The sequence below is a fragment of the Acidovorax sp. GBBC 1281 genome (genome assembly GCF_028473645.1).
GTDB lineage: Bacteria > Pseudomonadota > Gammaproteobacteria > Burkholderiales > Burkholderiaceae_C > Paracidovorax.
The window spans coordinates 223,802-247,168 of record NZ_CP097269.1 but is presented as its reverse complement, the minus strand read 5'-3'; the positions used below and the strand labels follow the sequence as shown (position 1 = coordinate 247,168).

The following is a 23,367-nucleotide window of genomic DNA, read 5'->3' as shown; positions in this document are numbered from 1 at the left end:
CCTATTCAAACTAACAGAGTTTTGCCATGCCCCGCACCGCATCGCCCGCAGCCCCCCCGTCCGCACCGGGGCGCCGCCTCCAGACCCGGCGCTCGGGCGTGCATGGCAAGGGCGTCTTCGCCGTGCAGGATATCGCCGAAGGCGAAGTGCTCATCGAGTACACGGGCGAGGTCATCAGCTGGCAGGAGGCCCAGGACCGGCACCCGCACGATCCCGCGCAGCCCAACCATACCTTTTACTTCCACGTGGATGAAGACCACGTGATCGACGCAAAGTTCGGCGGCAATTCATCGCGCTGGATCAACCACAGCTGCGACCCCAACTGCTTCGCCGACGAACGGGACGGCCGGATCTTCATCACCGCCCTGCGCAACATCGCCGCGGGCGACGAGCTGAACTACGACTACGGCCTCATCATCGAAGAGCGCTACACCCCCAAGCTCAAGGCCGAATACCCCTGCTGGTGCGGCAGCGCCAACTGCCGGGGCACGCTGCTGGCGCCCAAGCGCGGCTGGGCGCCGCCAGGCATGGCGCCTGAAAAGCCGGCCAAGGCGAACAAGGCCGGCAAAGAAGCGAAGCGAGGCCAGGGCGCCCGCAAGGCCAAGGCACCGCCCGCCACAGAAACTGCCGCGCCGCCCCGACCGGGCCGCAAGGCGCGGAGCCCCCGCCGGTGACCGGCCGCGCCCCCGACGCCCCCATCCGCTGGCCCGCCGAGGCCATCTGGGAAGCCGTGGCCCCCGTGCTGCCGGGCTTCACCGTGGAGGTGCTGCCGAGCATCGACTCCACCAACACCCAACTCATGCGCCGCGCCCGCGCGGGCCTGGCCGAGCCCACGCTGCTCGTGGCCGAACTGCAGACCGCCGGCCGCGGGCGGCTGGGCCGGCCCTGGCGTGGCGCGGTGGGCGATGCGCTCATGTTCTCGCTGGGCATGCCGCTGGCGCCGGCCGACTGGTCGGGCCTGTCGCTCGCCGTGGGGGTGAGCGTGGCCGAGAGCCTGCAGCCTACGCCGCTGTCGGGTGCCGCGCGCATCGGCCTCAAATGGCCCAACGACCTGTGGCTGGACGGCGATCGCAAGCTGGCTGGCATCCTGGTGGAGACGGCGAGCCTCGTCGCGCCCGGCTGGGAAGCGCATGCTGCCCCCGCCACGCGCTACGTGGTGGCCGGCATCGGAATCAACGTGCAGCCGCCGCAGGCGGACGGCATGAACACCCCACCCGGCAGCCTGCAGGACGTGGAGCCCGGCCTGGATGCGCCCACGGCGCTGCAGCGCATCGCCGCGCCGCTGGTCGCCATGCTGCAATCCTTCGAGGCCTATGGCTTCGCGCCGGTGCAGGCCCGGTTCCACCACCGCGACGTGCTGAGCGGCCGCGCGGTGACGCTGAGCGATGGCACCACGGGCACGGCCCATGGCGTGGGCGAGGATGGCGCGCTGCTGGTGCACACCGCGCAGGGCATGCAGGCCGTGACCAGCTCCGAGATCAGCGTGCGGCCCGCCGGCCCGTCGGCGCCCCGCTGACCGACAAAGGCCCACCCATGCTGCGCGCCGCTGTCCTGGTTCTGCTGCTGGCCAATGCCGGCTACTACGCGTGGGCGCAGGGGCTGCTGCGCTCGTGGGGCTGGGCGCCGCCCGAGCAGTCCGAGCCCCAGCGCCTGGAGCAGCAGATCCAGCCCGAGAACCTGCGCCTGGGCCGCGCCAACGGAGCGGGCACCACCCCCAACGGAAACTCAAACGCGAACGGGGGCGAAACGCCTGCAGCCCCCGCCACCCCGCCCGCTCCCGCCTCCACTCCCGCACCCAGCACCAGCGAGGCCGCGCCCGCATCGGCCCCACCCGTGGCCGCCGCCGAGCCCGCGCCCTGCCTGCAGGCGGGCACGTTCGAGAAGGGGCAGCTCGATGCGCTGCGCACCGCAACGGCCGGCCTGCCGGCGGGCAGCTGGACGCTGGAGCCGATCTCGCTCACCGGCCGCTGGATGGTCTACATGGGCCGCTTCGCCGACGAGGACACGCTGGAGAAGAAACGCGCCGAGCTGCGCGCCCGCAAGGTGCCGTACGACCGGCCGGGCGCGGCGCTGGAGCCGGGCCTGTCGCTGGGTCGCTTTTCCACGGAAGAGGCCGCCGAGCGGGCCCTGGCCACGCTGGGCACGCAGGGCGTGCGCACCGCCCGCGTGGTGCAGGAACGCACCGATGCCACGGGCTACGTGCTGCGCCTGCCGGCCGCCACCGCGGCCCTGCGCACCCAGGCGGAGGGGCAGTTGCGCGGCCTGTTGGCCAGCCGGCCGTTCCGCGCCTGCGGCTGACTGGACGGCCACGCCGGCCTGGGCTCCCGGCTCAGGCCAGCAACCGCAGGCTGCCGGGGCACAGCGTCTGCACCAGCTCTTCCATGCCTTCGACCAGGGCGCTCACCAGGGCATTCGGGCCTTCGGAGGGCAGGTCTTCGGCGAACACGATGGCCTGGCTCAGCACCGACTCCTCCAGCACCACGGGCGGCAGGCCGTGCTGCTGCAGCGCCCAATCCATGGCCATGAGGGCGGCGGGGCCGTTGCCCTCGTCGAAGGGGCGCAGGCTGACCAGGGCCTGGTACAGGCGCGCGGCCCGCTCCACGGCCTCCAGGCGGGTCAGCGCGGGATAGACCGCATCGGCCGGCGAGATCCAGGCCGACAGCGTTTCCAGGTGACGCGTGAGCGAGGCCGCCATGGGATAGGCGCGCTGCTCGCCCGCACCCGGCGTGAGGAAGCGGGGGGCGAGCACGCCCGGGTCGCCGAAGACGGTGGAGCCCGACGTGCCGGCGGCCAGCCGCTGGAATTCGCGCGTGCGTGCCCGGGGTCCGCCGGCCGGGCAGCCGTTCAGGCGCCAACCGATCTCCAGCAGCCGCTCGGGCGTGATGGACTGGCCCGCATGCAGCCAGGTGCCCACGGCCTGGGCAGCGTCGGCCCAGGCGTCTTCCGTGCCCACGCCATCGGTGCGCAGCACCAGCGACAGGCCGCTGCGCCAGGCGTTCACCTCGGCGCGCAGCCCCGCGTTCTTGCGCAGCACGCCCAGGCATTCCTGCCAGCCGACGGCCACGCCGTCCAGCCGCGCGGCCAGGCGCGCCTGCTGCGGCGGGTTCCAGCGGGGGGCCTGCAGCAGGTTGGACAGCAGCGCCACGGGCGTGCCCGTCAGATCGACGGCGGGATGGTCCCGCACGGCGGCCGGCACGTTGTGCAGCTGCAGGTTGTGCGACAGGTCCAGCAACTGCAGCACGGGCATGCGGGCCATGGCCTCGGGCACGTTCTGCAGGCCGCAGTGCGTGAGGATCACGGTCGCCAGCCGCGGGGCCTGCGCCAGCGATTCGGGCAGCTCGCGCAGGCTGAAGTTGGCCGACAGGTCCAGCATTTCGAGGTGCTGCAGCCAGGCCAGGGCCTGCGGCACTTCGGTGACCACGCAGTTGCGCGCCGTAAGGGTGCGCAGACCCCGGCACAGCGCCAGGGTCTCGGGCAGGCGGTGAAAGCCCGTGTTGTCCGACACGTCCAGGTGCTTGAGATGACGCAGGCGGTCCAGCCCAGGCGGCAGGGAGGACAGGCGCAGCACGCGCAGGTCCAGTTGCCACCCTTCCTCGCCCAGGGCGTGGCAGGCCAGCACGCGCTTGACGGCCTCCTTGCGGCGTTCGGCGAACGTGGCGGCGGTTTCGCCGTCGTCGTCCAGGTCCGCTTCGGGGGTGCGCAGGCGGCCGAGCATGCGGGCCCACAGGCCCTGCTGGCGGGGCGGCGGCCGGTTGGGATCGGCATCGCACCACTCCTGCAGTTCGCGCATCCAGCGCTCCATTTCGGGGGTTTCGGTGCCAGCGCGGCCGGCGGCCCGGGCAGCGCCGTGCCCCTGGCCTGCATGGTGGCGGCGCAGGAAGCGGAAGGCCGATGCGCCCTCGCTGGTCGCGGCGCTGCCCTCGGCACCGGGGCTGTGGGGTACGCGGGCAAGGACGTCGGTGGTCGCGTTCATGGCATGGGCACGCGGGCAAACGCGTGGTGAAAGGTTGGTGATGGAACAAAACCCGTCCAATTGCGACGGGATGTATCCAATCTACGGATCCCGCCCCCCGCGCCATGGTGCGGATGCGATGCCTTGGCCGCGCATGCGAAATTTCAGCGCGGCAGCAGGGCGCGAAGGGCGTCCTCCATGCCCTGCATCACGGCGTCGAAAAGCGCATGAGGCACGCCGCCGGCTGGGGCCGAGGCGAAAACCGCCGCATCGGTCAACGCGCCGTCGGCCACCGTCACGTCCTTCGCCACCTGCCCGGTCATGGCTTCGGCGTCCAGCGCGACGGGCGGCAACCCATGCTGCTGCAGGGCCCAGTCCATCGCCATCAGCGCGGCCGGGCCATTGCCCGCCTCGAAGGGGCGCAGGCTCTCCACCGCCCGGTACAGCAGCGCGGCCCGCTCCGTGGCCGCCAGCGGAGAAGCCGGCGCGTCGTCCTGGGCCAGCCAGGTGTCCAGCGCCGCGAGATGGCCGGGCAGTGCGCGGACCGGGGGATAGTCGAGGTGGCTGGCGGTGAGGCCCTGCGCATCGGCCGGGATGCGCTGGAACTCCATCGCCCGCAGCTGCGCCCCGCCGGCGGGGCGGCCGTTCAGGCGCCAACCGATCTCCTGGAGGCGCTCGGTCGTGATCGGCAGGCCCTGGCTCAGCCAGCGCTGCACAGCCGCGTCCGCATCGGCCCAGGCGGCCTCGGTGCCCGCGCCGTCGATGCGCAACGACTGAGAGAGCGCATTGCGCGCCTTATCCATCGCCGCACGCGATGCGCTGCCGTCCTGCAGCAAGGGCTCACAAGCCCGCCAGGCGCTCGACAGTGGTCCCACGCGGGTTTCCAGCGCGGCGCGCTGCCCGGGGGACCACGGCACGGGCTGCAGCAAGCGGTCCGTGAGCGCCACCGGCGTGCCCTGCAGTGCGAGCGCAATGTGGCTCTCGCGCAGGCCGGGCGGCAGCGTGTGCAGGCCGCGGTTGTGCGACACATCCACGGTCTGCAGCGCAGGCATGTCCGCCATGCCCGGCGGCAGGTGGCTCACGTCGCAATGCGGCACGCGCAACTCCCGCAGGCGGGGGGCTTGCGCCATGGCCTGCGGCAATGCCTTGAGAAAAGGGTTGGCCGACAGATCGAGCGTTTCGAGGTTCGGCAACTGGAACAGGGAGGGCGGCACGTGGCTGACAAAGCCGTTGCAGGCCGTGAGGCTGCGCAGGTTGCGGCACCCGGCCAGCCCTTCGGGCAGGGATTGCAGGCCGGTGTTGTTCGACAGGTCCAGCGCCTCCAGGTGCGACAGCCGTTCCAGGCCCGGCGGCAGGCTGGAGAGTCCCAGCCCGCTCAGGTCGAGCGTGCGGCCATCGGCGCCTTGCGCATGGCAGGCGAGCAAGCGCTGCATCGCCACCTCCCGGCGCTCCGCGAGCAGGGGAAGGCCATCGTCCGCCTTCTCCGCCCTGGCCTTGCGCCCCAGCGCCCGCAGGCGCCCGAACAGCCCGTGGTGGCCCGAGACGGCCCGGTGCGGATCGGCGTCGCACCAGCGTTGCAGTTCCTGCTTCCACCGAACCGCGTCGAAGGACGCTGCGCGGGGCGGTATCGCCCCCGGTGCAGCGGCCACCGCGCGCGATCGCAGCGCCTGGGCGTGGGTGTCGGCAGAAGCCGGCGTGGAGCGCGAGGGGGGCGACGGCACCGCAGCGGGGGGCGGGGCTTCGGAGCGGTGCGTGAACGGCTCCTGTTTGAACAGGGTGGAAAGCGATGTCATGGCAGGGCGGACACGCGGCAAGCGCGTCGCGGGCAGGGGGTGGGCAGGCCCGCGGGACGGGCCAGTGGACCCGCAATCTACGAAGTCGGCCGGCTCCGCTCCGCCCGGAATGCGAATGCAATGCCCGCCATGCGAAGCGACCCGCGCGCAAGCCGCGCCACTTCCCCTTTTGCAAAAAAAGCGCAGCGCGCCCCTGCCGCTTTCAATGCCGCGTCAATGCCGCCTTACTGCCGCGGATCGGTCGCCAGCAGCCACTCCACCAGCGCGCGCAGATCGGACTGCAGCCGCGCGAAACCGGCCGGCTCGATGGCCAGCGTGCGCTCGTCCATGTAGAGCTTGCGGTTGATCTCCACCTGGATGCTGTGGCGGTGGGTCGCCGGGTGGCCGTAGCGGCGCACCAGCTCCACGCCCTTGTAGGGGTGGTTGTAGTCCACGCTGTAGCCGCGCTCGCGCAGAAAGGCGCAGATCGCCTGCGACAGCGCCGGGCTGGCGGTGGTGCCGTCGCGATCGCCGATCACGAAATCCGCATGGTGCAGCCCCGGGTGCAGCGTGGCATGGCTGGCGGCCACGGCGGGCATGGAGTGGCAGTTGATATGGATGCTGTAGCCGTGGCGGGCATGGGCCTCGTCGATCGCCCGGGCCACGGCCGCGTGGTAGGGGCGCCAGCAGCGGTCGATGCGTGCGCGCGCTTCTGCCACGGAGAGCAGCCGGTCGTAGATGGGCACGCCCTCGTCGGTGAACTTCCAGATCAGCCCCTTGCCCAGCCGCACCTTCTGCAGCACGACCGGATCGGTGGTGACGGGATCGGTCCACGCGGTGTCGAACCCGGCCTCGAACATGCTGGCATCGACCTCGGTGGTGTCGCGGTTGGCGTCCAGGTAGATGCGGGGAAAGTGCGCCTCCACCCAGGCCGCGCCCAGCGCGGGGGCGAAGGCGTAGAGTTTTTCGACGTGCGTGTCCTCGGCGCGGCGCAGCGTGGGCAGGTCGATGGCGGCGCGGAAGTCGTCGGGGTAGGTGGTGCCGCTGTGCGGCGAATCGAGCACCAGGGCCGTGCGGCCGGGCACGGCGGAGAACATGGCCGCTGGCGCTGCAGCCGCAGCGACGGCGGGCGCGCCCGCCGCCCCCGGCTCGGCGGCCTGCAGCCGGTGCCGGCGTTGGATCAGTTGCAGCGCTGCATGCATCGGCGCACTCCTGCGAGGTCAGTCGAGCTGGATCTTGGCATAGGCGGCCACTTTCTTCATCTTGTCGATCTCCCGCACGATCTGCTGCGAAAAGTCCGCGGGCGAGGTGCCCGAAGCATAGAGCCCCTGCCCGGCCAGGCGCTCGCGCACCGCCGGTTCCCGCAGGGCCGCGGCCACGGCCTGCTGCACGCGCAGCACGGCGGCGGCGGGGGTGGACGCCGGCGCTACCAAGCCGAACCACGAGGGCTCGTTGGCCTGGGGAAAGCCCAGCTGCGCATAGGTGGGCACCTCGGGCAGCACGTCCAGCCGCTCGGGCCAGGACACGGCCAGGGCCTTGAGCTTGCCGGACTTGACGTGCGGCAGCGACGAGGCCACCTGGTCGAAATACACCGGCACCTGCCCGCCCACCACGTCGTTGATCGCCGGACCGGCACCGCGGTAGGGAATGTGCGCCATCGAAGTGCCCGTGCTGCTCTTGAACAGCTCGCCCCACATGTGGCCGATGGTGCCGTTGCCCGGCGTGGCGTAGGACACCTTGCCAGGGTTGGCCTTGAGGTACTTCACCAGCTCGGCGAAGTCCTTGACCGGCAGGACCTTGGGGTTGACCACGATCACCCCGGGGGCCTTGACGATCTCGGTCACGCCGGCGAAGTCCTTGACGGGGTCGTAGGGCAGCTTGGAGAACACGGCCGGGTTCACGCCGTGGGTGGACAGCGTGGCCACGCCCAGCGTGAGCCCGTCGCCCGCGGCGCGCCCCACCTCGGCCATGCCGATGGAGCCGCCCGCGCCGGCGCGGTTCTCGATCACCACGGGCTGGCCCAGCAGGCGCTGCAGCGGCTCCTGCAGGGCGCGGCCGGCGATGTCGGTGGCGCCGCCGGGCGGGAACGGTACGATGATGCGCAGGGGCTTGTCCTGCGCGAAAGACATTCCAGGAAGGACAGTTGTGGCAGCCATAGCTGCGATCCATTGACGGCGTTGCATGGAGATTTTCCTCGGAAGATGGCAGAGATTACCGAACTCGGCGCCCATTGAAAAGCAATTGATGTGCCTGTTAATATTCCATTTGAGAATGTTTTAAGAACCTGAACGCCATGTCCTTGCGCCGCCTCAATCCCCCGCTGCACCTGCTGCGGGCCTTTTGCACGGTAGCGCGTTTCGGCGGCGTCTCCCGCGCGGCCGAGGCCCTGCACCTGACGCAGAGCGCGGTCAGCAAGCAGGTGCAGGAACTGGAGCGTTGGGTGGGCATCGCCCTGTTCGAGCGCAGCCGCAAGCGCCTGACCCTCACCCCCGCCGGCGAACGCTACGAAAAGGCGGTGCGCTCGCTGCTCGCCCGGCTGGAGGCGGCCACGCTGGAGCTCATCACCAGCAGCGACGGCGGCGGCGCACTGCACCTGTCCGCCCTGCCCACCTTCGCCGCCAAGTGGCTGATTCCGCGGCTGCCGCAGTTCCAGCAGCAGCACCCACAGATCACGCTGCATTTCGTGCCCTTCGTGCACGGCTACGACTTCGCCAACCCCGACCTGGACTGCTCCATCCTCTTCGGCGACGGCCACTGGCCCGGGGCGCGCGCGCACTACCTGGCCGGCAACGATGTCGCGCTGATCGCCCCCCCCGCCGGCGCGGGCGACGCCGCGCCCCTGCAGGCCCCGCGCGACGTGGTGCGCAGCGCCCTGCTGCGCCACGTGTCGGTGCCCGACGCGTGGGAGCGCTGGAGCGAGGTCCATGGCGTGCCCGGGCTCGATGCGCTGGCCGGCCCGCAATTCGACCAGTTCGAAAGCATGATCCGCGCCGTCTCGGTGGGCATGGGCGTCGCCCTGGTGCCGCGCTGCCTGGTGCACGACGAGATCGCCGCGGGCGTGGTGGCCGAGCCCCTGGCCCAGGGCGGCTACACCAGCGCGCTGGGCTACTGGTTCTGCTACCCCGAGGCCCGCGCGCAGCTGGCCACGCTGGACCGGTTCCGCCAATGGCTGCTGGATTCGGCGGCCGGCCCGCACGCCGCGCAGGCGGACTGAAACCGCCCACGCCTGGCATTCGAGCAAAAACGGCGGTATGCCCTAGTATTCATTGCCCTTGATGCTACATAAAACATAGCAAAATAACAGACCATCGCCACGGCACGGCGTTCGGCAGGCCGGCGCCGGGGCGACCGTGCACGGGCCGCACGGGCCCGTTTCGCACTTCACCCCCCGCGCACCTCGGCCACCATGCGTTCCAGCCGCGCGGCATCGACGACCACCAGCGCGCGGCCGTCCTTTTGCAGCACGCCGGCTTTGACCAGCACGCCCAGTTCGCGCGTGACCTGCTCGCGGTTGGTGCTGATCTGGCTGGCCAGTTCGGCGTGGGCAGGCGCGGGCTCGATGCGGGCCTGGTTGCCCTGCACGCCGGCCGCACGCGCCAGGCGCAGCAGCTCGGCATGCAGCCGGTTGTGCACGCCCAGGGTGCTCAGGTCGATCACGCGGTCGGACAACTGGCGCACCAGCGAGGCCAGGTAGTGCATCACCCGCTGCGCGACCAGGGGCTCGTCGCGCAGCAGGGCCAGGAACCCTTCGCGCGAGAGGCTGGCCACCAGGGTGGCGTCCAGCGTCACGACGTCGGCCGAGCGCGGGCCGCCGTCGATGGCCGCGATCACGCCGATGTGCTCGCCCGGTTCGCAGTCGCGGAAGGTGACCTGCCGGCCGCTGGCCGAATAGGTGGTGATGCGCAGGCGCCCCGCCACCAGGAAGAACACGTCGCCGCCCTCGGCCGCACGCGACAGCAGCGGCTTGCGCGCCGGCAGCTGGTGCCAGTCACACTGCTGCGCCAGCCGGTCCAGGCACGCATCGCCCAAACCCTCGAACAAGGGAATGCGGCGCAGGGCGAGGCTGGATCGGGCTGGGGGAGCGTTCATGCGGGCAAGGCCGTGGCCGGGAAAAAACAAGGAGGGCCTGGGCGGCGCCAGGGCATGCGGGAAGGCCGGCGGGCCCCACTGGGTGCCGCATTATGCTCAGCGCCGCCCCACTGATCGGCCGGGGCGGATTCCATCGACCCACCACACGCCTTCTTCCGTGCCCGCGCCCCTGCCCCACCTGACCCTGCCCTCCCCGCGCAACCTGCGCTGGGCCAGCGGCGTGGTCCTGTGGCTCTATGTGGCGCTGCACCTGGCCACGCACGCCACCTGGCTAGTGTCGCTGGCCGCGGCCGAAGCCACGCGGCGTGCCGTGCATGGCGCCTGGGCCACGCTGCCGGGCACCGTGCTGCTCTATGGCGCGGTGGCCGTCCACTTGGCCATGGCGGGCGCCGCCGTGTGGCAGCGCCGCAGCCTGCGCATGCCGGCCGTGGAGGCGCTGCGCCTGCTGCTCGGGCTGCTGCTGCCGCTGCTGCTGGCGGCGCATTTCTCGGGCACGCGCTACCTGGGCGAAATCGACGGGCTGGAGCCTTCCTACGTGCGCATCGTGCGGGCCATCTGGAGCCCGGAGGGGCTGTGGCTGCAGCTGGCGCTGCTGCTGGCGGCCTGGACGCACGGCTGCCTGGGCCTGCACCTGGCGCTGCGCATCCGCCCCCGGTGGCAGCGCCTGCAGCCGGTGCTGCTGGCCGCCGCCGTGCTGCTGCCCGTGCTGGCGGCGCTCGGCGTGGTGTCCATGGGCCGCGAGATCGCCTGGGCGGCGCTGGGCGCCCCCTCGCCGTCCGCGCCGGCCGCCCAGGCATCGCGCGCACTGACCGAGGGCCTGCGCACCGGCTGGATCGCGCTGGTGGCGGCGCTGCTGCTGGCGCGCTGGGCCTTCGGCGTACTGCGCGAGCGCGGGGGCCGGGGGCGCATCAGCCTGCGCTACCCCGACCGCACGGTGCAGGTGCCGCGCGGCTTCAGTGTGCTGGAGGCCAGCCGGGAGCACGGCATCGGCCACCTCTCGGTGTGCGGCGGCCGGGTGGGCGCCGCGGTGCGCGACAGCGGCGGCCTGGCCAACCAGTTCATCGGCGACAGCGTGATGGCGATCTTCGGGCTGGACACCGATCTGCCCACCGCCTGCGCCCAGGCGGTGCGCGCGGCCGCTCTCATCGAGCAGCGCATGGACGCCTGGGGCGGCTCGTTCACCGACCAGTTCGGGCAGCCGCTGGACTTCGGCATGGGTTTGCACGCCGGAACGGTGGCGGTGGGCGAGGTGGGCTTTCAGGACACGACCACGTTCACGGCCGTGGGCGAGGTCGTCAACACCGCCAGCCGCCTGCAGGACCATTCGAAGGTGGTGGCCGCCCGGCTCGTGCTGTCGCTGGAGGCCGCGCGCCTGGCGGGCGTGGCCGATGCGCTGGGCCCGCCCGAGCCCGTCACCGTGCGCGGCCGGTCCGCGCCGCTGCAGGTGCTGTACGTGGCCCATCCCGCTCGGCAATGGGGAGAGCCGCGCTTCGGCGGCGGTGCGCCATCACCTGCATCGGCGGGCCTGCGGCCCGATCCGCAGTGAACGTGAACGCTATGGGATTGGCGATTATTCGAAACAAGGCACGCAATCGGGAACCTCTCAAAACCCATCCGGTCCCTTGTTGATCGAGAATGCGTGCTCCATCCTTTGCCATGATCACTCCCCGTAGCGCCCTGAAGTTCGACCTGTTCGCTGAGGCCTCGCGCCAACACAAGAGAGATGAGGTGGGCGATCCGCTGCAGGTGATCGCGCGGCACAGGCGCTGTTGCACAAATCGAATTGCAGACGGCATGACCCCAACCCCAGACGGACCTATGCCACAGCAGTCACCGACACGGTGTGAGGACGGCCGATCTGACTGAACCGATTGAGCAAGGCCACGCGGACATGCAGCTCCACAACCTGGCGGTCGAACGTGCGCGCGATCACCCGTTCGCCCAGTCGCTTGAAGCAGTGCATCTTCGTCTCCACAAGGCTGCGCCGGTGGTAGCCGCTCCACTTCTTCCAAATGCCGCGACCCAGGCGCTGGCACGCCCGAATGGCCTCATTACGATGCGCCGAGCCCGGACTCGACTTCTTCCAATGGCTGGCGTTCTTGCGGGGCGGGATCACCGCCATCGCGTGCCGCTCGGCAATGGCGTCCAGGCAGGCGCGCGTGTCGTAGGCGCCATCGGCACTGACGCTTTCGATGGATTCGTCAGTGGGAATCTGAGCCAGCAACCCGGGCAACATCGGCGCATCCCCAATGGGAGCCTCTCACAACCCCATGTTTGACGAATCCGAATAGGGAGGAGTGGGCGCCAGTAGCCGTTTGAGCGTGATGAGGCCCAGCAACGGTCTGCGCCTGGGTGCATGAGGGGCCTTGCAGGCCCGGTGGCTCAGGCTTTCACCGTTTGCAGGCGCACTTGTGCCTTGCCAGTGGCGGGCTTGAAGAAAGCATCCACGCCCCGATGCAGGAACCAGGCCAGTCGCTTCATGTTGTAGCAGGCGGCCATCATCGTCATCCCCACCGTGGCGCGCGCCTGTCCGATGGTGCGCACGAACTTGCCCCCCAGGTGGCGGATACCGGCGAACACGTGCTCCACCTTGGCTCGTTTCTTTGCGATGCGCTGGTTGCGCCCCTTCTGGCATTCGCTCTGTGGTCGGCCCGCCTGCGCACGGCGCTGCATCGCATCCACGAATCCCAGCACTTTCAGCATCTGGCACCTTTGGCGGCTCGGGTAGGCTTTGTCCGCATGCACTGCCCGCCCGGTGTTGTGCATGTCCAGCACCTCATCGAAGTGGTGCCCGTCGTGCTCGCTGGCCGTGCCCGTGGCGAGGCGGCGGATGAAGCCGTGCTTGAGGTCCACGCTCACGCTGAGCTTGTAGCCGAAGTGGCTTTTGCCGTGCTTCTTCGTGTGCGTGGCCTCCACATCCTTTTGCCTGCGTCGCGCTTGGCTCCAGTCCGGCTGCCCGCCTTGTGCCAGCGTTCGCCGCTCCTGCTGGCCGATGTGCTGTCGGGGCGCGGGCACCAGCGTGGCATCAATGGCCTGCCCGCCCCGGGCGATGTAGCCGTGGCGCTGCAGTTGGGCATCCACCCCCTGGAACAAGGCCGTTGCCCCGCCCACGCCAAGGCGCTCGCCAAAGCGCCAGATCGTGTTGCGGTCCGGCACGTTCATCGCATCCTGCAACAGGCAAAACCGCTGGTAGCTCCCCCGGTCCAGCAACTGATACTCCATCTGCTCATCGGACAGGTTGTACAGCCGCTTCAACACCAGGATGCGCACCATCACCTCGGTGGGGTAGGCGGGCCGACCGCCCCGGCGGCCACCCCCGCGTTCGATCAAGGCATCCACCAGCCGGGCCAGTTCTGCGAAGTCGATGTGCCGCGCGATCACCTGCAGCGGATCGCCCACCTCATCTCTCTTGTGTTGGCGCGAGGCCTCAGCGAACAGGTCGAACTTCAGGGCGCTACGGGGAGTGATCATGGCAAAGGATGGAGCACGCATTCTCGATCAACAAGGGACCGGATGGGTTTTGAGAGGTTCCCTGAACACAATGAAGACGATAGGGAACCGGCTTTGTTGCACAAATCGCGATGCTGATGCCCGTAGACTGACTGCGTGACAGAGACGAAGAACAGGCAGCGGAGCAAGTACCGCACGACGAACTGGAAGGCGTACAACGCGGCGCTGAAAGCGCGAGGCTCGTTGACGATGTGGCTAGTGTCCTGTCCCGTTAATTCGCAGGCACGATAGCTGCATGGTTTCGGGCCATCCTTGAGGTGCCGCCATGCCCAATGCAACGACCCGAACAGAAATTGCGCTTAGTGAAGTGGAGCGCGCGGAACTGACGTCCATGGCGCGATCACGTTCGCTGCCAGCGGCGTTGTCGCTCAGGGCGCGCATCGTGCTGACTTGCGAAGGCACAGATAAAGCCAGCACCGCGGTTGCGCAGGCTCTGGGGATCAGTCGTAGCACTGTCACCAAGTGGCGCGGGCGCTATGCGCGCCATCGCATTGCAGGGCTTTACGACGAGTTGCGCCCGGGTCGCCCCCGCACGGTAGATGACGAGCGTGTTGCTGAGTTGATTACCAAGACGTTGCACACCAAGCCTGCTGATGGGGGTACCCACTGGAGCACCCGCACGCTGGCCGCCGATACGGGCATCAGCAAGAGCACGGTGGCGCGCTATCTGCAGACCTTCAACCTCAAGCCGCACCGGGCCGACAGCTTCAAGCTGTCGACCGATCCGCTGTTCATCGAGAAGCTGCGCGACGTTGTGGGGCTGTACCTGAACCCACCTGACAACGCGCTGGTGCTGTGCGTGGACGAGAAGAGCCAATGCCAAGCTTTGGAGCGTACGCAGCCGATGCTGCCAATGGGGTTTGGCTATGTCGAAGGTGTCACGCACGACTACGTGCGCCACGGCACCACCACCTTGTTCGCGGCCCTGAACGTGATGAATGGCCAAGTGATCGCGCAGTGCCGGCCCCGGCATCGTCATCAAGAGTTCCTTGCCTTCCTGCGCGCCATCGACAAGGCAGTGCCCGACGAACTGGATGTGCACTGCATAGCTGATAACTACGCCAGCCACAAGCATCCAAAGGTGCGCGCTTGGTTGGCCGAGCGGCCTCGCTGGCACATGCACTTCGTTCCGACCTATTCAAGCTGGCTCAATCAGGTCGAGCGCTTCTTCTCGATCATCACCACGCGGGCAATCCGCCGTGGCTCGTTCACCAGCGTGAAGGATCTGATCAACAAGATCGACACATTCATCGCGAATTACAACCAGTCCTGCCAGCCGTTTACTTGGACAGCTACAGCAGACTCCATCCTCGAAAAACTCGCCAGACTATGCGGGCGAATTAACGGGACAGGACACTAGATGAGGGCATGCAGTGGTTTGGCACGCCGACCGGCAGGCGTGGACGCAGCCGAACCTTCTCGGACGCAGCAATCCAGTTCTGCCTGAGCATCAAGTGCCTGTTCGGCCAGCCCTTGCGACAGGCGCTGGGCATGGTGCAGAGCCTGCTGCGGCTGGCAAAGCTGGACTGGCCGGTACCTGACTTCAGCACTGTTTGCCGGCGCCAAAAGACCTTGCAGGTCGAACTGAGCTACCAGCGAACCAACTCGCCGCTGCAGTTGCTGGTGGACAGCACCGGCATCAAGTTCCTGGGCGAAGGAGAGTGGAAACGCAAGAAGCATGGTGCTGAATACCGGCGCGAATGGCGCAAGGTCCATCTGGGCATCGACGCGCAGACGCTGGAAATACGCGCCATCGAGGTGACCAGCAACGCCATTGGGGATGCGCCGATGTTGCCCGGGTTGCTGGCTCAGATTCCCACTGACGAATCCATCGAAAGCGTCAGTGCCGATGGCGCCTACGACACGCGCGCCTGCCTGGACGCCATTGCCGAGCGGCACGCGATGGCGGTGATCCCGCCCCGCAAGAACGCCAGCCATTGGAAGAAGTCGAGTCCGGGCTCGGCGCATCGTAATGAGGCCATTCGGGCGTGCCAGCGCCTGGGTCGCGGCATTTGGAAGAAGTGGAGCGGCTACCACCGGCGCAGCCTTGTGGAGACGAAGATGCACTGCTTCAAGCGACTGGGCGAACGGGTGATCGCGCGCACGTTCGACCGCCAGGTTGTGGAGCTGCATGTCCGCGTGGCCTTGCTCAATCGGTTCAGTCAGATCGGCCGTCCTCACACCGTGTCGGTGACTGCTGTGGCATAGGTCCGTCTGGGGTTGGGGTCATGCCGTCTGCAATTCGATTTGTGCAACAGCGCCATCGCAAACCAGTGGTATATAGCACTGGACATTTTGTCTCACGGATAAGGGGCGGGCGTGCTGAATGGATGCGCGCTTGGGCACGCCGCGCCTCTTTGCGAGCCACCTTCCTACCCTCTCTCCCCTAGTGCCGCCTCGTCGCGCTCCCAGGCGTTTCAAGACGTTTTTCGGCGCATGGCGCCCGATCCAGCCACCCCCGTAACGCGATGTTGCAGTGCGGCATTTTTCCCTCGGAAGCGTGGCCCTGTCGGACGCGGCGGCGGCCCTGGGCGCACGGGCTGGTAGGCGACAGACCTACACAAAACTGTGCGTTTTCGCACAGACCTGGCGGGTCCGGCGGAGCAAACTGGCTTCCATGCAGACGCAATCCGGCGCTGCAGTCCAGTTGAATCGATCCCAAGGAAGGAATCACTACCATGAACCGCAAACACCTCATCGCCATCGCCGCCATCGCCTTTGCCGGTGCCGCATCCGCCGCCCCCGTGTCGCAGGAAGACCAGTTCGGCGCCCAGCCCGTCGAGCAAGGCCAGCCACTGACCCGCGCTGAAGTCGTGGCCGACCTGAACCTGTGGAACCGCGCCGGCCTGAACCAGTTCGAAGCCGCCGACCGCACGCCCGATGCCGATCCCGCCTACCAGATGCGTCTGGCCCAGTACCAGCGCGAACGCAGCGGCCCCGAGTACCTGGCCGAAGTCCAGCGCGTCGGCGGCGGCCACAACGTCGCCGGCATGGCCTCCAGCACCACGATGAACTGATGCCCCGCGCATCCCGGCGCGCCCACGGCGCGCCACACCCCCGAGCCCCCGTGCGCGAAGCACCGGGGCTTTTTTCATGGACGGCGCTTTTCATCCCGCGCTGGACCAATGCGTTCCCGCTGTGCGTTTACGCACATACCCGACCCGGCGAAACACCGAAACTGGCAGTCAGGCAGGCACCCCGCACTGCCCTTTGTCAACCCTGTTTTCAAGCCCAAGGAACGCATACCATGAACACCCAGCACCTGATCGCCATTGCCACCATCGCCTTCGCCGGCGCCACCGTGTCCGCCGCCCACGCCGCGCCATCGCAGGAAGACCGTTTCGGCGACGAGCCCGTGGCCACGCGGAGCACGCTCACCCGTGCCGCCGTGGGGGCCGACACCCGCCTGTGGCAGCGCGCCGGACTGGGCCAGGCCAATGAGGGCGACCGCTCCGAAGCGGTGGACGAAGCCAGCCCGCAGCGCCTGGCCGAATACCAGCGCCTGCGCAGCGGCAGCGCCTTCCAGGCCGAACTGCGCCGCGCCCAGGGCGCCCAGCCGGTGGCCGGCGCCGCGGCCAGCGAGACCAGCCACTGAACGGGCATTGCGCCACCGGCACGCCGCGGCGCGCGGCCGGTCAGGCCGCCGGTAGCGGCGGATGGGCCGGAAACTGCACGCTGAACCGGGCGCCCGGCGGCACCTGGCCGGGGTGCGCGTCTTCCAGCTGCACGGTGGCGCTGTGCTGGCGCGCGATCTCCAGCACGATCGGCAGGCCCAGGCCCGAGCCGTCCGCGTCGTTGCCCAGCACGCGGTAGAACGGGCGGAACACCAGCTCGCGCTCGGCCAGCGGCACGCCGGGGCCGGAATCTTCGACCTGCAGCAGCAGCACGTGGCCGAAAGTGTCGGCCAGCACCCGCGCGGTGATGACGCCCGGCGCCCCGGGCCCCGAGGGCGTGTAGTTGATCGCGTTGTCCAGCAGGTTGCGCGCCAGCTCCTTGAGCAGCGTGGGATTGCCCTCCATCCACACGCCGGGCGCACCGGGCTCGGCGCCCTCATACCCCAGGTCGATGTGCTTGTCCAGGGCGCGCGGCACACAGTCGCGCACCACCTCGATCACCAGCCGCGCCAGGTCCACCGGCTGGCGCGCCAGGGCCGTTCCGCTGCCTTCCGCGCGGGCCAGGGCCAGCAGCTGGTTCACCGTGTGCGTGGCGCGGATGCTGGAGCGGCCGATCTGCTGCAGCGATCGCTTCAATTCCTCGGTGCTGGTGCCTTCGCGCTGCGCCAAGTCGGCTTGCATGCGCAGCCCGGCCAGCGGCGTCTTGAGCTGGTGGGCCGCATCGGCCAGAAAGCGCTTTTGCGTAGCCAGCGAGTCGCTGAGCCGGCCCAGCAGGTCGTTCACCGAATCCACCAGCGGCGCCACCTCCAGCGGCACCGCCTTGTGGTCGAGCGGCGAAAGGTCGTCAGGCTTGCGGGCGCGGATACGCTCCTCCAGCAGGCTCAAGGGCTGGATGCCGCGCGCCAGGGCCAGCCACACCAGCAGCACGGCCAGCGGCAGAATCACGAACTGCGGCAGCATCACGCCCTTGATGATTTCCGTGGCCAGCACGCTGCGCTTTTCGCGCGTTTCGGCCACCTGCACCAGCGCGGCCGGCGCGCCGGGCAACGGCACCCGCACCCAGATGGACGCCACGCGGATCTCGATGCCGCGCAGCTCGGCATCGCGCAGGCGCACCTCGCCCGAGAGCGGGCGCTCGTCCTCGGGTGCGGGCGGGCGCGGCAGGTCGCGTTCGCCGGAAAGGAACTCGCCCGTGGGCGAGACCACCTGGTAGTAAACGATGTCGGATTCGTCGGCACGCAGGATTTCGCTGGCCGGCTGCGGCAGGTTGAACTGCGCCTTGTCGCCCTGCACCGTGACCAGTTGCGCCAGGGCGTGGGCGTTGTACTCCAGCGCGCGGTCGAAGGGCTTGTTGGCCAGGCCCTGCGCCACCAGCCAGGTAAGCGCCAGGCTCACGGGCCACAGCAGCAGGAGCGGCGTGAGCATCCAGTCCAGGATCTCGCCGAAGAGGGAGCGCTGCTCGCGCTGGAAGATTTTCAAGACGGGGCGCCGGTGGGGGAATTCAAGCCAAAAGGGCCGTCAGCGCAATCATCACTAGGGCATACCGCTATTAAATCAATAGCATTCAGGTGGCGATCTTCTCAAGGCAGTAGCCCAGGCCACGCACCGTGGCGATGCGGATCGGGCCGCGCTCGATCTTCTTGCGCAGGCGGTGGATGTACACCTCGATGGCGTTGTTGCTCACCTCTTCGCCCCACTCGCACAGGCGCTCGACCAGTTGCTCCTTGGACACCAGCCGGCCGGCGCGCTGCAGCAGCACCTCCAGCAGACCCAGTTCGCGCGCCGACAGCTCCACCAGCTTGCCGTCGATGGTGGCCATGCGGCCGGCCTGGTCGTACACCAGCGGGCCGTGGCGGATGGCGCTGGTGGTGCCGCCCATGCCGCGCCGCGTGAGGGCGCGCACGCGCGCTTCGAGTTCCTGCAGGCTGAAGGGCTTGGCCATGTAGTCGTCAGCCCCGAAATCCAGGCCCTTCACGCGCTCTTCCACGCTGTCCGCGGCAGTGAGGATCAGCACCGGCAGGGCCGAGCCCCGTCCGCGCAGGCGCTTGAGCACCTCCAGCCCGTGCACGCGCGGCAGGCCCAGGTCCAGGATCAGCAGGTCGAACGCGTGGTTGGTCATCAGGGCCGCATCGGCTTCGCTGCCGCTGGACACGTGATCGACCGCTGCGCCGGAGCCGCGCAGGGTGCGCAGCAGCCCGTCGGCCAGCACCTGGTCGTCTTCGGCAATGAGGATGCGCATGGGGGTTGTCTCCTGGGAGCGCGGCCGGTGGCGTGGCCGCTGCGTTGGAGACCGATTCTAGAGGCCCATTCCGCCAGGCGGCGGGGGGAGCGCGTGGGGGAAATCCCGCGCCGCGCCCTCCCCGCGCAGGTGGTTCTATGCCGGCAGGGGCAGCGTGCGGCCGTGGGCGGCGAGGCGCCCAGCCGGCTGCGGCACCGACCGCGCGCGGGCCGCTACCGAAGACGCGGCCGCCGTATGCGCCCCGTCGATCTTGAAGACCGACACCGCATCGACCAGTTGCTCGGCCTGCGACTTCAGGCTCGATGCCGCCGCCGCGCTTTCCTCGACCAGCGCGGCGTTCTGCTGCGTGACCTGGTCCATCTGCGCCACGGCCTCGCCCACCTGGCCGATGCCTTCGCTCTGCTCGCGCGTGGCGATGCTCATCTCCGCCACGATGGTGGCGACGCGCTGGATGGACTGCACCACTTCCTTCATCGTGTCGCCCGCGCGGTTGGCCTGCGCCGAGCCCTCGCCGACGCGCTCCACGCTCGTGGCGATCAGGCCCTTGATCTCCTTGGCCGCATCGGCGCTGCGCTGGGCCAGCGTGCGCACCTCGGAGGCCACCACCGCGAAGCCGCGGCCCTGTTCGCCGGCGCGGGCGGCTTCCACCGCTGCGTTGAGCGCCAGGATGTTGGTCTGGAACGCGATGCCGTCCACCACGCCGATGATGTCGGCGATGCGCTGGGAGGCGGCGTCGATGCTCTTCATCGTCTCCACCATCACCTCCACCGCGTCGCCGCTGCGCTGCGCCACCGTGGACGCGTCCGCCGCCAGCTGGCTGGCCTTTTGGGCGCCGTCGGCGTTCTGGCGCACGGTGGAGCTCAGCTCCTCCATGGACGCGGCGGTCTCTTCCAGGGCCGAGGCCTGTTGTTCGGTGCGGGCCGACAGGTCCTGGTTGCCCTGCTCGATCTGCGAGCTGGCCGTGGCCACGCCCTCGGCGCTGCCGTGGACGGCACCGACCACGCTAGCCAGGCTGGCGCGCATGTCGCTCAGGGCCTGCATCAGCTGCGCGGATTCGTCCTTGCCGTGCACGGGGATGTCCATCGTCAGGTCGCCAGCGGCCACGCCCCGCGCCACTCCGACGGCCGAGGCCAGCGGCCGCGTGATGTGCCGCGTGATCCACCAGGCCAGCACCGAGGCGATCGCCACCGCAGCGATCAGCAGGGCCAGCAGCGTGGCCTGCGCACGGTGGAACGTGGCCACCGCATCGTCGTGCGCAGAGTCACCGCCGCGGCGATTCACGCGGGCCAGTTCGCCCAGCGTGGCGGCCAGGGCATCGAAGCTCTTTTCCGAATCGGTGAAGAAGATCCGCAGGGTCTCGTCATGCGCCTGCAGTGGCTGGTCCAGCATGCGGCGCTGCACCGCGAGGTACTGGTCGCGCTGGGCCTGGTAGGCCTCGTAGCCCTTGCGCTCTTCGCCCGGATTGACCAGCGGTGCATACACGGCCTCGGCCTCCACCAGCTGCTGGCGCCGCACCTTGAGTTCTTCCTTGAGCTTGTTCAGGTTGCCCTGGTCCGTCGGCAGGAAGGCCTCGCTCTCTGTGCGCCGCAGCCGGTTGGCGGCGATGCGCACATTGGCGATGGCCTCGATGCTGGGAAGCCAGTTGGTGGCCAGGTCTTCGGCACTGGCGTTGATGCGAAGCATCTGGCCCCAGGCCATCCAGGCAAGGGCGACGGTGATCAGCGTGGTGATGCTGAAGGCGAGCGCCAGCTTGGCGCCGATGCGGAGGTTGTGCAAGTTCATGATAAGGACCACCTATTGCGTTTGGTATCTCGATTAACATTTAGACACCTTAGAACAGGCTTAAAAACCAGCTCCGCGACGCAAAAAATGACAAAAATGAGATGCCGCACGTATCATTTTTGCAGCTTTCAAGCCGACAGCCCGTCACCCCCCGCGTACGCTTCCAGCCCGATCGCAACCACCGTGGCGACCTCGTCACCCACCGCCATGCGGAACTCCGCCTCCGCCTGGGCCACCGCATCGCGGAACGCCTGCAGCCACGCCAGTCCCGCAGCGGTGAAGCACACGCGGCGCGCCCGGGCATCGCGTGGGTCCGGTTCCCGAACCACCAGGCCCCAGGCAGCGCACTGGTCCACCAGATCGGCCATGGACTGCTTCGTCATGCCGGCCCGCTGCGCCAGATCGGTCAGCCGGTCGCCATCCAGCGAAAGGTGGCGCGTGATGTGGACGTGCGCCGCGCTCACCTGATCGCGCGCGGCGAGGTTGGAAAGCGCCAGCGGCACTTCCACGTTGTGGGCCATGAGTTCGAGCACCCGGGCATCGAACCGGCGCATGGCATGCCCGAGCAGGCGGCCCAGGTGGGTCTGGCGCCAGCCGTCGTCGAGGGGTGGAAAGGGTGGGGTTTCGGCCATGGCACATTGTCAGGGAAACTGACTTAAAACACCGTTTACGCGCCGAGACAGCTCGCATAAACTACTGTTCAAGCATCCAGCCTGTGACTACCCACAGCCGGACAGAGACACCCCAACCCATTGTTTTTCAAGGACTTTCCATGGACTTCGCCGTCAAGGGGACCCACCCCGCCCAGCCCGTCAACACCGAAAAGGCCAAGGCCCTCCAGGCCGCGCTGGCCCAGATCGAGAAGCAGTTCGGCAAGGGCACGATCATGCGCCTGGGCGAAGGCGAGGTGATCGAGGACATCCAGGTCGTCTCCACCGGCTCGCTGGGCCTGGACATCGCGCTGGGCGTGGGCGGCCTGCCCCGCGGCCGCGTGGTCGAGATCTACGGCCCGGAATCGTCCGGCAAGACCACGCTCACGCTGCAGGTGATCGCCGAGATGCAAAAGCAGGGCGGCCAGTGCGCCTTCGTCGATGCCGAGCACGCGCTCGACGTGCAATACGCCCAAAAGCTCGGCGTGCAGCTGTCCGATCTGCTGATCAGCCAGCCCGACACCGGCGAGCAGGCCCTGGAGATCGTGGACAGCCTCGTGCGCTCGGGCGCCGTGGACCTGATCGTGATCGACTCGGTCGCCGCGCTCACCCCCAAGGCCGAAATCGAGGGCGAAATGGGCGATGCGCTGCCCGGCCTGCAGGCCCGCCTGATGAGCCAGGCGCTGCGCAAGCTCACCGCCACCATCAAGAAGACCAACTGCATGGTCATCTTCATCAACCAGATCCGCATGAAGATCGGCGTGATGTTCGGCAGCCCCGAAACCACCACGGGCGGCAACGCGCTCAAGTTCTACGCCTCGGTGCGCCTGGACATCCGCCGCACCGGCACGATCAAGAAGGGCGACGAGGCCGTGGGCAACGAGACCAAGGTCAAGGTCGTGAAGAACAAGGTCAGCCCGCCGTTCAAGACGGCCGAGTTCGACATCCTGTTCGGCGAAGGCATCAGCCGCGAGGGCGAGATCATCGACATGGGCGTGAACGCGAAGATCATCGAAAAGAGCGGCGCCTGGTACGCCTACAACGGCGAAAAGATCGGCCAGGGCCGCGACAACTCGCGGGAGTTCCTGCGCGAGAACGCCGACCTCGCCCGCGAGATCGAGAACAAGGTGCGCGAGAGCCTGGGCATCGCCCTGCTGCCCGCCAGCCTGGAAGCCCCCGCCGCAGCCCCCGCCAAGGAAGCGGCCGACAAGTAAGCCTTGGCCGATTGCAGGCCATGCCCGGCTCCAACGCTTGATTGACAGGCGCTGGATGCTTCCACTTTCATAGCACCATGGGATTTGCGACGCTTTCGCTCAAGGGCCGGGCGCTGCGCCTGCTGGCACAGCGCGAGCATTCCCGCGCCGAACTGGCCACCAAGCTCGCCCGCCACGTGCAGGAGGGCGACGACCTGAACGCCGTGCTCGACGACCTGCAGGCCAAGGATTTCATCAGCGCGCAGCGCGTGGCCGATTCGGTGGTGAACCGCCGCGCCGCCCGCCTGGGCACGCAGCGCCTGGTGCAGGAGCTGCGCGGCAAGGGGCTGGACGACGCCCTGGTGCGCGCCACCGCGGAGCGCCTTCGCGCCACCGAGCTGGAGCGCGCACAGGCCGTGTGGCGCCAGCGCTTCGGCGCCCCAGGCGAGACACCGCAGGAGCGCGCGCGCCAGATGCGCTTCATGGCCGCGCGGGGCTTTGCCGGCGACATCGTGCGCCGCGTGGTGCGGGGCGGCGGGGACGACGAAGGCGATTGACGGCTGTGA

At 69.0% G+C, this 23,367-nt stretch carries 20 protein-coding genes and 3 pseudogenes; 12 read left to right on the top strand and 11 right to left on the bottom strand.

Going from position 1 to position 23,367, the window contains the following annotated elements:
• Nucleotides 1-26 precede the first annotated feature (26 nt).
• The 3 genes from M5C96_RS01065 to M5C96_RS01055 are packed head-to-tail and all read left to right on the top strand — an operon-like array spanning nucleotide 27 to nucleotide 2,298.
• Nucleotides 27-674 (top strand): SET domain-containing protein, encoded by a 648-nt coding sequence (locus M5C96_RS01065; protein ID WP_272566625.1) that lies wholly within the window; start codon nucleotides 27-29, stop codon nucleotides 672-674.
• The gene (locus tag M5C96_RS01060) at nucleotides 671-1,516 is read left to right on the top strand and encodes a biotin--[acetyl-CoA-carboxylase] ligase (RefSeq protein WP_272566624.1); all 846 of its coding nucleotides are present in this window, start codon (nucleotides 671-673) and stop codon (nucleotides 1,514-1,516) included. Before M5C96_RS01065 ends, M5C96_RS01060 begins: the two co-directional genes overlap by 4 nt.
• Before the next feature lie 17 nt (nucleotides 1,517-1,533).
• Complete coding sequence (locus tag M5C96_RS01055; RefSeq protein WP_272566623.1) at nucleotides 1,534-2,298, top strand: SPOR domain-containing protein; 765 nt, start codon at nucleotides 1,534-1,536, stop codon at nucleotides 2,296-2,298.
• A 31-nt stretch (nucleotides 2,299-2,329) separates the two neighbouring features.
• Here M5C96_RS01055 and xopAC (M5C96_RS01050) read toward each other — a convergent pair whose 3' ends face one another.
• From xopAC (M5C96_RS01050) to M5C96_RS01035, 4 genes are all read right to left on the bottom strand, one after another.
• Nucleotides 2,330-3,973, bottom strand: a complete 1,644-nt coding sequence (gene xopAC / locus M5C96_RS01050) for a XopAC/AvrAC family type III secretion system effector (RefSeq protein ID WP_272566622.1) — start codon at nucleotides 3,971-3,973, stop codon at nucleotides 2,330-2,332.
• Nucleotides 3,974-4,116: 143 nt separating this feature from the next.
• A complete protein-coding gene (gene xopAC / locus M5C96_RS01045; protein ID WP_272566620.1) occupies nucleotides 4,117-5,745 on the bottom strand; it encodes a XopAC/AvrAC family type III secretion system effector in 1,629 nt (542 codons plus the stop codon).
• Nucleotides 5,746-5,969: 224 nt separating this feature from the next.
• Nucleotides 5,970-6,926 (bottom strand): N-formylglutamate amidohydrolase, encoded by a 957-nt coding sequence (locus M5C96_RS01040; RefSeq protein ID WP_272566618.1) that lies wholly within the window; start codon nucleotides 6,924-6,926, stop codon nucleotides 5,970-5,972.
• 18 nt (nucleotides 6,927-6,944) lie between these two features.
• Complete coding sequence (locus M5C96_RS01035) at nucleotides 6,945-7,907, bottom strand: tripartite tricarboxylate transporter substrate binding protein BugE (RefSeq protein ID WP_272566616.1); 963 nt, start codon at nucleotides 7,905-7,907, stop codon at nucleotides 6,945-6,947.
• A 110-nt stretch (nucleotides 7,908-8,017) separates the two neighbouring features.
• Between M5C96_RS01035 and M5C96_RS01030 the strand changes: the two genes are divergently transcribed.
• On the top strand, nucleotides 8,018-8,938 hold the full coding sequence (locus M5C96_RS01030) for a LysR substrate-binding domain-containing protein (protein ID WP_272566615.1): 921 nt from the start codon (nucleotides 8,018-8,020) through the stop codon (nucleotides 8,936-8,938).
• 167 nt (nucleotides 8,939-9,105) lie between these two features.
• On the opposite strand, the gene M5C96_RS01025 is transcribed toward M5C96_RS01030, so the two are convergent.
• Nucleotides 9,106-9,813 carry a Crp/Fnr family transcriptional regulator gene (locus M5C96_RS01025; protein WP_272566613.1) on the bottom strand — a complete coding sequence of 236 codons (708 nt, stop codon included), beginning with the start codon at nucleotides 9,811-9,813 and terminating at the stop codon, nucleotides 9,106-9,108.
• 157 nt (nucleotides 9,814-9,970) lie between these two features.
• On the opposite strand from M5C96_RS01025, the gene M5C96_RS01020 reads away from it, so the two are divergent.
• Entirely contained in the window at nucleotides 9,971-11,359 is a 1,389-nt protein-coding gene (locus tag M5C96_RS01020) for an adenylate/guanylate cyclase domain-containing protein (protein WP_272566611.1), read from the top strand.
• A gap of 270 nt (nucleotides 11,360-11,629) precedes the next feature.
• On the opposite strand, the pseudogene M5C96_RS01015 reads toward M5C96_RS01020, so the two are convergent.
• Both M5C96_RS01015 and M5C96_RS01010 read right to left on the bottom strand, forming a co-directional pair.
• A pseudogene (locus M5C96_RS01015) lies at nucleotides 11,630-12,064 on the bottom strand (IS5 family transposase); the annotation flags it as partial.
• A gap of 131 nt (nucleotides 12,065-12,195) precedes the next feature.
• Nucleotides 12,196-13,281, bottom strand: coding sequence for an IS5 family transposase (locus M5C96_RS01010; RefSeq protein ID WP_272569564.1), 1,086 nt, complete (start codon nucleotides 13,279-13,281; stop codon nucleotides 12,196-12,198).
• A 138-nt stretch (nucleotides 13,282-13,419) separates the two neighbouring features.
• On the opposite strand from M5C96_RS01010, the pseudogene M5C96_RS01005 reads away from it, so the two are divergent.
• The 5 genes and pseudogenes from M5C96_RS01005 to M5C96_RS00985 all read left to right on the top strand — a co-directional run.
• Nucleotides 13,420-13,521 (top strand): annotated as a pseudogene (locus tag M5C96_RS01005) (IS5/IS1182 family transposase); the annotation flags it as partial.
• A 67-nt stretch (nucleotides 13,522-13,588) separates the two neighbouring features.
• Nucleotides 13,589-14,683, top strand: coding sequence for an IS630 family transposase (locus tag M5C96_RS01000; protein ID WP_272563777.1), 1,095 nt, complete (start codon nucleotides 13,589-13,591; stop codon nucleotides 14,681-14,683).
• Nucleotides 14,680-15,531 (top strand): annotated as a pseudogene (locus M5C96_RS00995) (IS5 family transposase); the annotation flags it as partial. The gene M5C96_RS01000 and the pseudogene M5C96_RS00995, both read left to right, overlap by 4 nt.
• Nucleotides 15,532-16,001: 470 nt before the next feature.
• On the top strand, nucleotides 16,002-16,340 hold the full coding sequence (locus M5C96_RS00990; RefSeq protein WP_272566610.1) for a DUF4148 domain-containing protein: 339 nt from the start codon (nucleotides 16,002-16,004) through the stop codon (nucleotides 16,338-16,340).
• A 230-nt stretch (nucleotides 16,341-16,570) separates the two neighbouring features.
• On the top strand, nucleotides 16,571-16,918 hold the full coding sequence (locus M5C96_RS00985; protein ID WP_272566609.1) for a DUF4148 domain-containing protein: 348 nt from the start codon (nucleotides 16,571-16,573) through the stop codon (nucleotides 16,916-16,918).
• A gap of 40 nt (nucleotides 16,919-16,958) precedes the next feature.
• Here M5C96_RS00985 and M5C96_RS00980 read toward each other — a convergent pair whose 3' ends face one another.
• From M5C96_RS00980 to M5C96_RS00965, 4 genes are all read right to left on the bottom strand, one after another.
• Nucleotides 16,959-18,416 (bottom strand): sensor histidine kinase, encoded by a 1,458-nt coding sequence (locus M5C96_RS00980; RefSeq protein WP_272566608.1) that lies wholly within the window; start codon nucleotides 18,414-18,416, stop codon nucleotides 16,959-16,961.
• Nucleotides 18,417-18,501: 85 nt separating this feature from the next.
• A complete protein-coding gene (locus M5C96_RS00975) occupies nucleotides 18,502-19,176 on the bottom strand; it encodes a response regulator (protein ID WP_272566607.1) in 675 nt (224 codons plus the stop codon).
• 135 nt (nucleotides 19,177-19,311) lie between these two features.
• Nucleotides 19,312-20,958: a methyl-accepting chemotaxis protein gene (locus tag M5C96_RS00970; protein ID WP_272566606.1), complete on the bottom strand. Its 1,647-nt coding sequence runs from the start codon at nucleotides 20,956-20,958 to the stop codon at nucleotides 19,312-19,314.
• Between the two features lie 128 nt (nucleotides 20,959-21,086).
• Entirely contained in the window at nucleotides 21,087-21,590 is a 504-nt protein-coding gene (locus tag M5C96_RS00965) for a MarR family winged helix-turn-helix transcriptional regulator (RefSeq protein WP_272566605.1), read from the bottom strand.
• A 140-nt stretch (nucleotides 21,591-21,730) separates the two neighbouring features.
• On the opposite strand from M5C96_RS00965, the gene recA reads away from it, so the two are divergent.
• Entirely contained in the window at nucleotides 21,731-22,822 is a 1,092-nt protein-coding gene (gene recA / locus M5C96_RS00960; RefSeq protein ID WP_272566604.1) for a recombinase RecA, read from the top strand.
• Between the two features lie 77 nt (nucleotides 22,823-22,899).
• Nucleotides 22,900-23,358: a recombination regulator RecX gene (gene recX, locus M5C96_RS00955; RefSeq protein ID WP_272566602.1), complete on the top strand. Its 459-nt coding sequence runs from the start codon at nucleotides 22,900-22,902 to the stop codon at nucleotides 23,356-23,358.
• Nucleotides 23,359-23,367: the final 9 nt, after the last annotated feature.